Raw genomic sequence first — 14420 nt, forward strand, 5'->3', positions numbered from 1 at the left:
GCTAAAGCAACTTGGAATAACTATGAAGCTTATTATTTTATGCTGCAGTTTAATTTTAATGGCAGTGTCATTTTTTGCCAGTAGCACTGAGCAAACGATCACCCTTAAGCTTGGCAAACCAAGCACCCAAGACATACCAAAAAACCACTATATTTTAACATTATTAGAAAAGAGCTTTGCAAAGGTTAATGTAAAGCTCAATATTGCTTATAGTCTTGAGCCAATGAATACTAAAAGAATTTTAGAAGAGCTCACACGTAACGATGATGTTAATTTAGCTTGGTTAACTTTGCCAAACTCCCTTGCAGAGCAAAGACATTTAATCCGCACAAGTTATCCTATTTATAATGGGCTGCATTCAAAGCGCTTGCCCATGGTTAAACAAAGCCGGTTGGGCGAATTTTCAGATATAAAAACCCTTGAACAACTAAAGCCGTTCATAGCCTTACAAAAGCAAAGTTGGTCTGATTATTATGCATTAAAGAACAATGGCTTAACAGTTAATGGTGATTTGAGTTATGAAAGCATGTTAAAAGCGTTAGATGAAGGACTTGGCGATTATTTTCCGCGTTCAGTAACTGCTATAAAAGCCGAAATACGTAAACATCCTCAGTATAACTTTGTTATTGAGCCTCATATTATGCTGCAATACGATAATTACTATTATTTTTACGCAAACGAAAATAACAAAGCAATCATTGAGTTATTAGAGCAAGGCTTAACAAAGTTAGCAGATAGCGGCGAGTTAAATGCGCTTTATGAGCACTATTATCGTGATGTTGAGGACGGGCTTAATTTAAATAACAGACGGGTGTTTAACTTAAAAAATTAATAAGGTTAGGCCGCAAAATGTAGCCTAACCCGAAAAATTATTGCTCCTGCTTGGCTTCTTCTTCATTTATTTGCTTAAGCGCTTGAATAAACGACTCACTCGGCTGCCCACCGGTAAGCGCATACTTATCATTTATAATGAAAGTAGGTACTGAGGTTATTCCCATTTGTTTAAAGTTATTTTGCTCTTGGCGTACCGCTTGTACGTATTTATCTGAGTGTAAAATTTCTCTGGCTGTGTCTTTGTTAAGGCCGACTTTTTCTACCACATCCAGTAACGCATCTTCTTGATTTAAATATTTTAAATCGGTGAAGTGTGCTTCAAAAAACGCCAATTTCAGCTCAGTTTGTTTGCCTTCTTCACGCGCCCACATTAGCAAGCGGTGTAGATCAAAGCTGTTGATCATGATGCGTTTACCGTCAAAATTAAAGGTAAACCCAGCTCGTTCACCCGCATCCGCCATGTTTTGACGATTTCGCGCGCTTTCTTCTTCAGTTAAACTGTATTTTTGCTGCAAGTGCTCGTTTAAGTCTTGTCCTTCAAGTGGCATATCTGGATTAAGCTCAAAAGGGTGCCATGTAATATCCGCACTCATTTCGTCTTTTAATTCTGCCAATGCGGTTTCTAAGTTTTTATACCCAATAATACACCACGGGCACATTACATCTGAGACGATATCAATTTTTAAGTTTTTCATAGGGATCCTTGAAGGATTGCTTTTTAATAACAATGGATATTGGGATGAAGTTTAGTTTATCAATCATTGAACATAAAAAGAGCAGCGAAAGTGCTGCTCGTTTATTGAATGTTTTCAGGTTAGCTGTTCAAGCCAAATGGGTCGTCAATGCTGTGGCTTGGCTGGGTAAACCAACGCGGACCGTCATCTGTCATATAGAAGTGATCTTCTAATCTAACCCCAAACTCATCTGGAATAACCAGCATTGGTTCGTTACTAAAACACATGCCTGTGGCAAGCGGGGTTTTATCGCCGCCCACTAAGTATGGCCATTCATGAATGTCTAAGCCAATACCATGGCCTGTGCGGTGTGGGCAACCTGGTGTTTGGTATTCAGGGCCTAAGCCTTGAGCTGCTAAGTAGCTGCGAGCTGCTTCGTCAACCGATTCACAGGTTTCGCCAAGGGCGGCTTGATTGAAAGCTGCTAACTGGGCCGCTTTTTCAAAATCCCAAAATAGGCGTTGGCGGCTGGTTGCTTCACCAAATACGTAAGTACGGGTAATATCAGACAGGTAATCGTGTACTTTGCATCCGGTATCAATAAGGACCATGTCGCCTTTTTTCAAAATTTGCGGATCTTTTACACCATGAGGGAATGAGGTAGCAAGGCCAAACAATACAATACAGAAGTAATTACCTGGGGCACCTACTTTTTGATGCGCTTTTTTTATAAATTCTTCGACTTCTACGGTGCTAATTCCTTCATAAAGCATGCTCGCCGTAGCCTGATGAACCGCTAAAGTCATATCCATAGCGCATTGCATTAATGCTAATTCATTGGCTGATTTATGCATTCTACAATGTGCGGTTACAGGTTGTGCGTTAACTAGTTTTAATCCTGAACTGGCTTTATTGATACCATCAAAAATAAAAAACTGTGCGCTCTCATCAATACCCACGGTAGCGGTGTCGCTAATATTAAGCTGTTTTAGCACTTTAACGAATAGCTCAAAAGGGTTCTCGTGTTCTTGCCAGCCGTGTATTGGGCCATCAATGACTTTAAAGCCATTTAAAGAGCCAATCTCAAAGTGGGGGGCAATGTATTGCACCTCACCCATGGCGGGTAAAATAGCGCCGACTAGTCGTTCACTGGCGTACCATTTCATACCGGTAAAATACGTTAAGTTGGTACCTGCATTTAAATATATCGCATCAATATTATTAGCTTGCATATAAGCTTGCGCTTTGGCCATACGCACTAAATACTCATCGGCCTGAATTGGCGTTACTGAGTGGGTCATATTGCTTAAACTAGCAAGTGCTTGTTCGGGTGTGTGTGTACCAATACCAACTGTGGTCATATATTTCTCCTACAAAATTTTGTATAGTGTGTAGGCTAAATGCGTTCAATTCAAATTAATTGCGATTAGTGAACAAGGGACTGAACAAATGGGGGGAGTTATCAAGTCCCTCATTCCCAAGGACTTGATAACCTTGGGCTATTTTTTCGCGTAGGGTAAACGATTGAGCTTATTCGCCGTGTGGTAGCTATCTAACCCTGTAACTGCAACTGTGTCGATGGCTTGTAAGTCTAAGAAGCCATCACTTTGGAGTGCTGATTCATCGACATACACATCCATTATTTCACCAATAACCAGCTCAGTGCCATTAACTGCTAGATGTTGATTCTCTACAAATTTTACCGCGTATTTAAGTCGACTTTGTGCAACAAATGGAGCGTTAAACTCGTTTAAGTACTCTGTTTTTAACCCCGTAGCATCAAACTCAGACTCATCTTTAGCGTAACGTGCCGATGTTTGGTGTGCTTGCTGGTATATATCACTGTTTACTTGATTAATGGTATAGATACCTGTTTCTATAATATTTTCAAATGTATGCCTTGGTACGCTGTGCGGGCGCATTATCATGCCTACTAGCGGTGGGTGTGCGCCTAAATGAATAACTGAACTGACAATGGCTAGATTAGTATTACCTTGTAAGTCTTGTGTGCCAATTAAGTTTGCACTTTTAAACCCTGAAAGTGAGTTGATAAAGTGTGTACGGGTATGTTTTTCAAGTGCGGCTATGCGGTCTTTGGAAAAATGCATGTGTTTGTTCCTTACCATTTTATGGTGTTTCCTTGCCAATCTAGGTAGGCAGGTTCGCCGTTGAGTTCTAGCTGTGGGTTTTCGTAAGTAAATTTAAATAATTGCTGAGCAACAAAGTCAGGGGTAAACAGTTTATCTGCGGGCACATTTTTTTGAAATGGCTTAGAGAGCTGTGTATCTGTAGTACCTGGGTGAAATAAAATCAGTTTGGTATTTTTAGCGCGACGAGCAAGTTCAATGGCGGCTGTTTTAAATAACATATTCAGCGCAGCCTTGGATGCGCGATAAGTATACCAGCCACCCAATTTATTGTCGTTAATACTGCCTACACGAGCGCTCAAAGCGGTAATTGTGCAGTGAGTTTTATGATTAAGCAGCGGCACTATACTTTGTAAGCACAGCAGGGGGACAAGTGTATTAGAGTGCAAAAGCTGCATAAAATAATCACTGTTAATTTCTTCGAGCTTTTTTTCCGGCATGTGCTGGTCGTTATGTAATTGACCATTAAATATTATTACCTGAGCAAGCTCAATTTGTTGTGACTTTAACGACTGGGTTAGCTCATTTAGGCTTTGCGCAGAGTAGTCGCTGTGGAAATAGGTTTCCTTGTCATCATTATGCTCAATATTCGATGAGCTGACACAAATTATATTAAATTGTGTTGCTTGCTGATTTAAATGATTTACGTAGGATTGTGCAATGGCGCTACTGGCGCCAAATAAAATCACTGTTTTCATTTTTCACCTTTAGATTTCATATTGCATTGACCATTACTACACTGCGCATTGGGCATTAAAAAACGGCTAATGTGGTGACGATATTTTGCAAAAAAAGTGTAAGCATGATCGGCAAAAAAGCGAATTACTGGCAAACGAATTATTTTAAGCCAGCGGTATTTTCCAACGATGCGCCAAGCTTGATAAGTGACGTCTAAGCCGTAAATCATCTGCCCCTTATCAGTTTGGGCGTGCAATAAATCCATGGCATTTTGTTTATCGATTGCAGGAAAACGCTCACTAAAATCATCCGCATTTAAATCTTCTAGTGTAATTTTATGATCAACATCGGCACGTTTTAAATGTTGCATTTCTGCATTGCAAAGGGGGCAACTGCCATCGTAAAAAATGATCATTTTGTCGCTTTGTGTTTATTTTACATATGCTTTTTTACGACAAGACAATGCAAATGGATCTATTAAATATTCCCTCTTAGTGATATTAATAGGTCTCCAAGAAACGAAGGAGAGCTAGAAATGAGTGAACAATATGCCGCCTTGCGAGGTAATGTTAATCTACTTGGGCAATTATTAGGACAAACTATTAAAGATGCCCAAGGCCAAGAGATTTTAGATAAAGTAGAAGAAATTCGGGCTTTATCAAAATCATCTCGCAGTGGCAATGAAGCCGATCGCCAAGCGTTAATTGATGTACTCCATGCGCTCAGTGATGAGGAGCTTTTACCGGTTGCCCGTTCATTTAATCATTTTTTAAACTTAGCTAATGTTGCAGAGCAGTTTCATACCGTATCACGTTTTAATGATGTTGGTTTTTGCCAACTAAATCCTCTCACTCAAACATTAAAAACGTTAGCAGCAAAGGCCGAACAAGGTCAGCTTAATCATAATCATTTAGCCGACACACTCTCAAAACTCCACATAAACTTAGTACTAACCGCTCACCCAACCGAAGTGACTCGCCGTACTATTATTAACAAACATGTTGAACTAAGCGATTGTTTAGCGTCGCTTGAGCGTACCGACAACCTTGCGCAAGAGCGCGAAGCGATATTAAATCGAATTGCGCAGCTAATTAGCCAAGCTTGGCATACCGACGATATTCGTCGTTCTCGCCCAAGCCCTGTTGATGAAGCTAAATGGGGCTATGCGGTAATTGAAAATAGCTTATGGGATGCCGTGCCACGTTTTTTACGTGAGTTTAGCCAGCATGTTAAACAGCATTTGAGCCTTGAGCTACCTGCCAACTACAGCCCGATAGAATTTACGTCGTGGATGGGGGGAGATCGTGATGGTAACCCGTTTGTAACCGCCGAGGTGACTAAGCAAGTACTCGATCATGGCCGTTGGATGGCGCTGGATTTATACCAGCGTGATTTAGAAACTTTGTGTGCTGAACTTTCTATGTCTGATGCCAGCGATGAGCTTATTAAACTGGCAGGGCAAGAGTTTGAACCTTATCGAGCCGTGCTCAAAGCGCTTAAAAATCAAGTGGCTGAAACAGTGATGTACTTAAGCGCTAAAATTAAAAATAAGCGTACAGAATCACAAGATTTAATTACTGATATTAACCAAATTAAGCACCCAATTGAGGTGTGTTATCGCTCATTATTAAAATGCAATATGCAAGTGGTTGCTGATGGCTTGCTATTAGATGTGATCCATCGTGTAAATAGCTTTGGTTTGCGTTTGGCTAAACTGGATGTGCGACAGGATTCGTCAAGACACAGCGATGTGTTTTCTGAGTTAACCCGTCATTTAGGTATTGGCGATTACAATCAGTGGGAAGAGCAAGACAAACAAGCTTTTTTACTGACAGAGCTCAATTCACGTCGTCCGCTAATTCCTAGGCATTGGCAACCAAGTCCAGAAGTGCAAGAGGTGCTTGACACCTTTGATGTTATTGCGCAACAAGATGAAAAAACCTTTGGTTTATATATTATTTCTATGGCCCGAACAGCTTCTGATATTTTAGCGGTGCAGTTATTACTTAAAGAGTCAGGCTGTGGTTTTGAACTGCCTGTGGCGCCTTTATTCGAAACCTTGGATGATTTAAACGATGGCCACAACGTCATCACTACGCTTTTAAATAACGAGTGGTACCGTGGACACATCAAAAACACCCAAAATGTAATGATTGGCTATTCAGACTCAGCCAAAGATGCAGGCATGATGGCTGCTGGTTGGGCACAATATGAGGCAATGGATAAGCTCGTACAACTAGCGGATGAACGCGGTATTGAGCTTATTTTATTCCATGGACGTGGTGGTACGGTTGGACGTGGTGGTGCGCCTGCTGCACAAGCATTGCATTCTCAACCGCCGGGGTCGTTAAAAGGCGGGCTTAGGGTAACAGAGCAAGGTGAGATGATCCGCTTTAAATTTGGCCTGCCTAATGTTGCATTACAAAGCTTAAATATTTATGCAGGTGCGGTACTACAAAGTAATTTATTGCCACCACCAGAGCCTAAATCACAGTGGCGCGAAGTAATGGCATTAATTAGCGATGTGTCGTGTGAGCATTACCGTAATGTGGTGCGCCACGATGAAAACTTTGTGCCTTACTTTAGAATGGCGACACCTGAATTAGAACTGTCAAAACTACCGTTAGGCTCAAGGCCTGCAAAACGAAATCCAAATGGAGGGGTTGAGAGCTTACGTGCTATTCCATGGATTTTTGCGTGGAGTCAAAACCGGTTAATGTTACCTGCATGGTTAGGTGCATTAAGTGGACTTAAAGCCGCGCTTGAAAAATATGGGATTGAAACCTTAAGCGAAATGAGTTTGCAATGGCCGTTCTTTAGAGCACGTTTAGAAATGCTAGAAATGGTATTTAGTAAAGCGGATAGCTGGTTGAGTGAGCATTACGATAATGCGCTGGTGGAAGAGATGTATAAGCCTTTAGGTGTTGCCTTGCGAGAGGAACTTGGTGAGGCGATGACGTTAGTGCAATCATTAAGCCCACAAAAAAGCTTATTGGCTGATCAGCCTTGGATCAAAGAGTCTATTGGGCTTAGAAACCCATACACCGACCCGCTTAATGTATTACAAGTTGAGCTATTACGTCGTTCTCGTGGCGATGATAAAGGCAATGAAAATGATATAGACAATGCCTTGATGATCACTATGACCGGTATTGCAGCGGGTATGCGTAATACAGGTTAATCCAAAACTAGATTAGTTTTAGAGGGAACACACGACGTGTTCCCTTTTTTTACGTTGAATAGGCTGGTATTTAGTTTGCCAACCTTTTACACTACTTGGCCATTGAACAAATAAAAACTATTATGGCTTCAGCAACTTTTAAAGTGCAACATAATACAGCACTTAGCAATTCACACATTTCTCTAAACGTAGCGCAAACGCAAGCTCTACGCAGTCAATTAAAAACTCAACGCGGTATTTTATATTCAAGCGATATTAAAGCGCTTTGCACCGAGCTTAATGTTAGCGACGATGCATTATTACAAGGCTTAGTGCCTATGGCTTCAGAGTTTTCCGTTGCACCTATTTCCAAATTTCATGTCGGCGCAATTGTAAAAGGGCTTGATTCACAAGGAAACACCACTTTTTACTTTGGCGCTAACGCTGAGTTTGACCATCAAGCACTTAGTTTAGTGGTGCACGGTGAGCAATCTGCAATTAATAATGCCTGGTTAAATGGCGGTAAAAAAATTCTTAAAATAGCGATTAGTGATGTCCCATGTGGGTACTGTCGTCAATTTATGAATGAACTCGCTGATGCGAAAGAGCTTGATATTTTACTGCCAGCACAAAACTTTAAATTGGCAGAGTTATTACCTCATTCATTTGGACCAACCGATTTAGGCAATGAGCACAGCTTATTTAACCCAGCAGAGCAAACTAATTGCTTTGAAAACAAACAACTTGATGAAAAGCTGATGAGCTATGCTTTAGCGGCTTATGTGCCATACAGCCAAAATTACAGTGCAGTAAAAATAAGTACGTTTGAAAACGGTGATTTTTATGGCAGCTATGCAGAAAATGCAGCGTACAGCCCGAGTTTATCGCCATTACAAAGTGCTGTGAGTCAGTTGTTTTTAGCAGGACTGAGCTTTGATAAGCAAACAGTTAAATCAGTTACGTTATTAGAAACGGCTGGTCATGAAAACCAATCAGGGGTGGCAAAAGCCGTGTTAGCAAGCTTTACTGGCTTGCCAACACTTGAGGTTATTAGCGTAACATTAGCCAAGTAACACTTTAGCGGCTTCAAGTACCACGGCAACCGATTTTTTCTCAATCTCGCCGTGGTCTACGTTAGGAATTTCTTGACGTGTTCTATTTACTAATACACCTGCAACACAGGCTGCTTGTAGGCCAAGAGCGGCACACATAGTAAATAAAGTAGCCGATTCCATTTCGTAGTTCATCACGCCTAGTTTTTGCCATTCTTCACAGCTACCCTGTAATGACTTAGGAACATAACCAGAATGCGTATCGTAACGCTCTTGTCCTGGGTAGAAGGTATCGCTTGAAGCGGTGATACCGATATGAAAATCGATGTTTAGGTTTTCACAGGCTTTTACCATCGCTTGAGTGGCAAAAAAATCAGAAACAGCTGGGTAGCACAGCGGTGCAAAATGCTGACTCGCGCCATCTAAACGAACTGAGGCTTGGCTAATTAAAATATCGCCTTCGTTAATGTGCGGCTGAATCGCGCCTGTTGTGCCAATGCGAAGAAAGCTACGTACGCCAAGTTGAGCCAGTTCTTCAACCGCAATTGACGTTGAAGGGCCGCCGATACCGGTTGAACATACAACCACTGAGTGGCCGTTTAATTGGCCTAAATAAATGTGAAACTCACGCGTTTGAGCAAGGCAGGTTGGATTATCTAAGAACTGTGAAATGCGTGCTGCACGATCTGGATCCCCTGGAACAATAGCCAGTTTCGCACCTTTTAAATCATCAATACACAGTCCTAAGTGAAATACCTTTTCCATAACTAAGCCTTTTTAATAAGAGTTGTTGTCAATTTAACATGATTACGAGAAACCTAAATGAAGTACAGGACGGATGTCCGTATTGATTTATTCATCAACTCTGAATATTCAATCAATAGCTAAAATCACTAACAAAATGAGCCAGTTGACTTGTTTGCTCAGACACTATATTCATACCTCAGAGCAAACCAGTAGCTAGCTAAAAGAGTTGTTAGCTAAATTTTAAATTGTTTATATTCATAAGGTTAGTTAGTAGGTTTTGTATTGTTTTGCCGCTGACCTAACCTCGCAAAACACAACGTTCAGTGATTTTTATAACCACAGACAATTAATTTTTAATTTATTCAGCGTTCGTCGTTTTGCATAACTACTCAATAATAGACAAGATATTCAGATTGAAAAAGGGTTTACAATGAGCACACAATTTCAAGCATTTAAAAATAAAGTTGAACACTGTTTATGTGCACCTGGCGACGGTGTATTCACGGTTAATACGGCAAAAGAACGCAAAGCAGCACTCAGAAATAAATTATATGGTCAAACTGAAAATGTCGATGCTTTATGGCGTGACTCGCTAAATGAATTACCTAACTCACCCCACAAAGCGGTTATGCTGGGGATTAGCTCTGATTGTGGTGGTGGTATTTTACGCGGTGCAAACTGGGGGCCTTTATTTTTACGTTCAGCTTTAATTGACCAGCAAACACAGTGTCGTTCATTTGACTTAGGTGATGTGCGCGTAATACCGCATTTATTACACGATAAATACTTAAACGAGGCAACAATTACCAATTGCCAAAAAGCGCTTTATGGCAATGACAATAACGATCATTTCGTAAGTCCACTGTCTATTACCGAAGATGTATGTGACAGCTTTTATGCAACATTCCAAGATAAAGGCATTTTTGGCATTGGTGGCGATCATTCTATTAGTTACCCGCTGACAAAAGCGTACTTAAAAGCAAAGCGTAGCCAAGGTAAGCGTACGGCTATTATTCATTTTGACGCCCACACCGATTTATTGGTTGAGCGTTTAGGCATCGATTTATGTTTTGGCTCTTGGTGTACCCATATTTTAGAATTTTTACCCGCGCCACATCATTTAATTCAATTTGGTATTCGCTCAAGTGGTAAGCCTAAATCACATTGGGAAAGTACCTTTGGCGTTAAACAGCACTGGGCAGCTGAAATTATTGAGCGTGGCGCAGCCGCTGTTGCTGCCGATACAATCGCGCAATTAAAGGCCGACAAGGTTGATGAAGTGTATGTAAGCTTTGATATTGACGCACTAGATGCGCAATTTGCCTCTGCGACAGGTACGCCTGAAGAAAATGGATTAACACCACAGCATGCGCTTGATATTTTGTCAGCTATTGCTGATGAGTTTCCAATAACCGGTGCAGATATGATGGAAATCGCACCGTTTACCGACAGCTCATTAGTGGGGCAATCAAGCTCAGAGACGACGCTTAGAGAAGGCGCTAAAATTTCAGCATTCTTAATTGCAGCAATGAATCGTTAATCCCACAGGCCCAAAATTGGCTATTTGTAAATAATCCGCTATATTAAATTTGCTTTTACCAAAAAAGTAACATCTTAAATTTTATATAGTGGGTTATTGTGACTAAGTGGTATTGTGTATTATTGCTCATTGTAAGCCATCATTGTGTGGCTAAACTTACTGTTGTAACAGAGAACTTCGCGCCTGCGCAGTATCTGGACGCGAATAACAATTTAGTAGGTGATGCTGCCGATAAAGTCCGATTGGCGCTTGATAGCGCAGGCATTGATTATTCAATTTCTGTAAACGATTGGAGTATGGCTTACAATATTGCACTGAGAGATCCCCAAACCTGTATATTTTCCATTTCTCGTTCGCCTGAACGGGAAAATAATTTTATTTGGTTTGCTAAGCTTGCCCAATTTGACACTAATTTTTACTCCCTTAAAAGCAAAGGTATTTCCTTAACTAATTTAGAGCAGGCTAAGCAATACCGTATTGCGGTTTTAAAAGATAACTACAGCCATCATTACTTACTTTCAAAAGGCTTTAAAGAAAACGAAAATTTAATGTTGTTTAGTAGTTTTGATAATATTTTTAAGATAATTCAAACACGAAGTTCGAGTATTGATTTAGTGGTTATACCTGCGCAGCGAATAAACCATGAACAATCTCATTTATTAAACAAATTACAACTCGAATCACTCATGCCCATCAATGCCCATCAAGCCCCTTTATATTTTGCCTGTAATAAAAATCTACCCGATAACGTAAAGCAACAACTTAGCGCGGCTTTTTCTTCATATGAGTCTAAACTATAAATATTAAGTTTTTGATTTTTATTAATTATTAATATTATTTAAATATCAATTGCCCTGTCTATAAAAGCGTCTATAATCCAGCTGCTTTTGCTTGTAAAAGCGATTATTTTGGAGTTATAAATGGGTGATTTAATCGGGATTGCGTTATTAATCTTGATGAGTGCGTTATTTGCGATGTCAGAAATTTCGATTGCCGCTTCACGCAAAATTAAGTTAAGAGTAATGGCGGACGAGGGCAATGTTCACGCTTTGGCGGTTTTAAAGCTGCAAGAGCAGCCTGGGGCTTTTTTCGCCATGATCCAAATTACGCTCAATGCGATTGCGATATTAGGCGGGATTGTTGGCGAGCAAGCATTGTCTCCTTATATGCAAGAAATACTACAGCTGTTTTATCAAGGTCCATTACTTGGGCAAATTAGCTTTGTATTATCGTTTTTAATTATTACCTCGTTATTTATTTTATTTGCCGATTTACTCCCAAAGCGTTTAGCGATGATTTTACCTGAGGCCGTTGCGGTGAGAGTGGTGACAATTATGCGCTGGGTTACTTTTGCGCTCACGCCACTGGTACTATTTTTTAATGGCTTAACCAATATTGTTTTACGGGTGTTTAAAGTGCCCAGTGAACGTGAAGATATTGTGACCACTGAAGATATTGTTGCGATGATGGATGCTGGTGCTGAATATGGCAGTTTACAGCAACAAGAGTATGATTTAATAGGAAATGTATTTGATTTAGAAGCGCGTTTTTTATCAAGCGTTATGTCACCGCGTGAGCAAATTGTTTATTTTGACATTGATGAATCTAGCGACGATATAGCAAATAAAATTATAGATCACCCGCACAATCACTTTTTAGTGTGCAAAGGCAATCTTGATAAGTTAATTGGCTCTGTTGAGTCTAAAGATATTTTACGTCAAGTACTCAAAGGTGAGGCGGCAAATATTAACGATGACATGCTTGATAAAGATATTTTTTTCTTGCCCGAAACATTGAGTTTATCTGAAGCGTTAAATGCGTTTAAAACCGCTGTACATCCTTTTGCGGTGGTAGTTAATGAGTATGCTTTGGTGGTTGGGATTGTTACGGTTAAAGATTTAATGAAAGGTTTTATGGGCGATTTAATTACTCATCAAAGTGAAGAGTTAATTATTGAGCGCGACGCGAGTTCTTGGTTAGTAGATGGCTTAACCCCGATTGTTGAGCTGGCGAAGGTACTTGAAATTGATGAATTTCCTGATCAAAATCATTATGAAACCGTGGCCGGATATTTAATCTATACCATGAAACATATTCCTAAACGCGCAGAGTTTGTTTTATTTGCAGGTTTTAAATTTGAAGTTGTGGACTTGGAAGGAATTCGTATTGAGCAATTACTAGTCTCTAGAGTTAATACTGACAACGAATAATGACAGCCAACATAGCTTAAGAGCAGCCAATGAAAGTTCATTGGCTGCTTTTTTTATGGGTGTTGCTTAAATAACTCAGCTGTTATTTGTGTTACTTATCTATTCAATTGTAAAAATGTGTAAATGTTGCTCAGTAGCTATTTTTAATTGCTTTACTTTAGTTTAGAATGATCGTTCATTCTAAACTAAAAGGTATTTTACATGCAGCGTTCCCGCATCGCTTTTTTTGTATTTTCGGCCCTCGTTGGTTCTGTTGCTTTAAGTGGTTGTGATCAGGTTGCTGAACAGCCTAAGGCTTCTGCTCCTGCAGCGACACCTGTTGGTGTGGTCACCTTAACAAGCCAAGCTATTACACTTAAAAAAGAATTACCAGGGCGTGTTAGTGCGTTTCAAATTGCTGAAATTCGTCCTCAAGTAAGTGGTATTGTTCAATCTCGCTTATTTGAAGAAGGCACACAGGTTGAGCAAGGCCAAGCGCTTTATCAAATTAATCCTGACATTTTTGAGGCAGAACTCGCAGCCAGCAAAGCGGCCGTTGCGCGCGCAGAGGCTAGTATTGCAAGCAGTAAATCTAAAGCGTCGCGTTATAAAGAATTACTAGAAATTAAAGCGGTAAGCCAGCAAGACTTTGATGAAGCCGATGCAGCATACAAGCAAGCACAAGCCGAGCTATTAACAGCAAAAGCACAGTTACAAAGCGCGCAAATTAATCTTGATTACAGCCATGTATCTTCTCCGATTAGTGGTCAAATTAGTAAATCGAACGTTACTGTTGGTGCGCTTGTAAGTGCTAATCAAACAACGGCACTGGCAACAGTAACCCAGCTTGACCCTATCTATGTTGACTTAACGCAATCAAGCAACGAGCTAACTCAACTTAAAAAAGCCATTTCTTCTGGTTCACTAAGTGTTGACTCAAAAGCACAAGCCGACGTTGAGCTGCAAATGGAAGATGGCTCTATTTACCCAATTAAAGGCACGTTACAATTTTCAGAAGTAACTGTAGACCCAAGCACTGGGTCGGTAACTTTACGCGCTAAATTCCCAAATCCAGATAAGTTATTACTACCGGGTATGTATGCACGTGCCTCAGTGGTTGAGGGTGTAAAACAAGACGCTATTTTAGTGCCGCAGCGTGGAGTAAGCCGAAACACCAAAGGTGAGCCAACAGCGATGGTTGTAAGTAAAGAAAACACCGTAGAAAGCCGCGTGTTAAAAGTAGATAGAACGATTGGCTCTAACTGGTTAGTTACCGCTGGATTAGCTGATGGCGATAAAGTAATTGTTGAAGGCTTACAAAAAATTCGCCCAGGTGCGCCAGTTAGCCCTTCAGAAGTTTCACCGTCTGCAACAGCCGACAAAGCGCAATAACGGAGAG

Annotated in this window: 13 protein-coding genes; 7 read left to right on the top strand and 6 right to left on the bottom strand. The window is 40.5% G+C overall.

Going from position 1 to position 14420, the window contains the following annotated elements; genetic code table 11:
- Nucleotides 1–22 precede the first annotated feature (22 nt).
- Nucleotides 23–832 (top strand): ABC transporter substrate-binding protein, encoded by an 810-nt coding sequence (locus P20439_RS02380; protein ID WP_008464314.1) that lies wholly within the window; start codon nt 23–25, stop codon nt 830–832.
- A gap of 37 nt (nt 833–869) precedes the next feature.
- Here P20439_RS02380 and P20439_RS02385 read toward each other — a convergent pair whose 3' ends face one another.
- The 5 genes from P20439_RS02385 to P20439_RS02405 all read right to left on the bottom strand — a co-directional run bounded on the left by P20439_RS02385 (nt 870) and on the right by P20439_RS02405 (nt 4748).
- Entirely contained in the window at nt 870–1529 is a 660-nt protein-coding gene (locus P20439_RS02385; protein WP_008464316.1) for a DsbA family oxidoreductase, read from the bottom strand.
- Between the two features lie 119 nt (nt 1530–1648).
- Entirely contained in the window at nt 1649–2869 is a 1221-nt protein-coding gene (locus P20439_RS02390; protein WP_008464319.1) for a Xaa-Pro peptidase family protein, read from the bottom strand.
- Between the two features lie 138 nt (nt 2870–3007).
- Nucleotides 3008–3616: a flavin reductase family protein gene (locus P20439_RS02395; protein ID WP_008464320.1), complete on the bottom strand. Its 609-nt coding sequence runs from the start codon at nt 3614–3616 to the stop codon at nt 3008–3010.
- An 11-nt stretch (nt 3617–3627) separates the two neighbouring features.
- Nucleotides 3628–4353, bottom strand: coding sequence for an SDR family NAD(P)-dependent oxidoreductase (locus P20439_RS02400; protein WP_008464321.1), 726 nt, complete (start codon nt 4351–4353; stop codon nt 3628–3630).
- A complete protein-coding gene (locus tag P20439_RS02405) occupies nt 4350–4748 on the bottom strand; it encodes a thiol-disulfide oxidoreductase DCC family protein (RefSeq protein ID WP_008464323.1) in 399 nt (132 codons plus the stop codon). Before P20439_RS02405 ends, P20439_RS02400 begins: the two co-directional genes overlap by 4 nt.
- A 120-nt stretch (nt 4749–4868) precedes the next feature.
- Here P20439_RS02405 and ppc point away from each other — a divergent pair, with 120 nt between their 5' ends.
- Nucleotides 4869–7514, top strand: coding sequence for a phosphoenolpyruvate carboxylase (gene ppc, locus P20439_RS02410; RefSeq protein WP_008464325.1), 2646 nt, complete (start codon nt 4869–4871; stop codon nt 7512–7514).
- A 122-nt stretch (nt 7515–7636) separates the two neighbouring features.
- Complete coding sequence (cdd, locus tag P20439_RS02415; RefSeq protein ID WP_036932763.1) at nt 7637–8566, top strand: cytidine deaminase; 930 nt, start codon at nt 7637–7639, stop codon at nt 8564–8566.
- Here the strand turns inward: cdd and udp are convergent.
- Entirely contained in the window at nt 8555–9310 is a 756-nt protein-coding gene (gene udp, locus P20439_RS02420; protein ID WP_008112319.1) for a uridine phosphorylase, read from the bottom strand. The genes cdd and udp overlap by 12 nt on opposite strands.
- Nucleotides 9311–9722: 412 nt before the next feature.
- Between udp and P20439_RS02425 the strand changes: the two genes are divergently transcribed.
- The 4 genes from P20439_RS02425 (at nt 9723) to P20439_RS02440 (ending at nt 14413) form a co-directional block, all read left to right on the top strand.
- Nucleotides 9723–10832, top strand: a complete 1110-nt coding sequence (locus tag P20439_RS02425; RefSeq protein WP_008464328.1) for an arginase family protein — start codon at nt 9723–9725, stop codon at nt 10830–10832.
- A 98-nt stretch (nt 10833–10930) separates the two neighbouring features.
- Entirely contained in the window at nt 10931–11632 is a 702-nt protein-coding gene (locus tag P20439_RS02430) for an ABC transporter substrate-binding protein (RefSeq protein WP_008464330.1), read from the top strand.
- 120 nt (nt 11633–11752) lie between these two features.
- Entirely contained in the window at nt 11753–13042 is a 1290-nt protein-coding gene (locus P20439_RS02435) for a hemolysin family protein (protein WP_008464332.1), read from the top strand.
- A gap of 201 nt (nt 13043–13243) precedes the next feature.
- A complete protein-coding gene (locus P20439_RS02440; RefSeq protein ID WP_008464333.1) occupies nt 13244–14413 on the top strand; it encodes an efflux RND transporter periplasmic adaptor subunit in 1170 nt (389 codons plus the stop codon).
- Nucleotides 14414–14420 lie beyond the last annotated feature (7 nt).

It is taken from the genome of Pseudoalteromonas sp. BSi20439 (assembly GCF_000241165.1).
GTDB lineage: Bacteria > Pseudomonadota > Gammaproteobacteria > Enterobacterales > Alteromonadaceae > Pseudoalteromonas.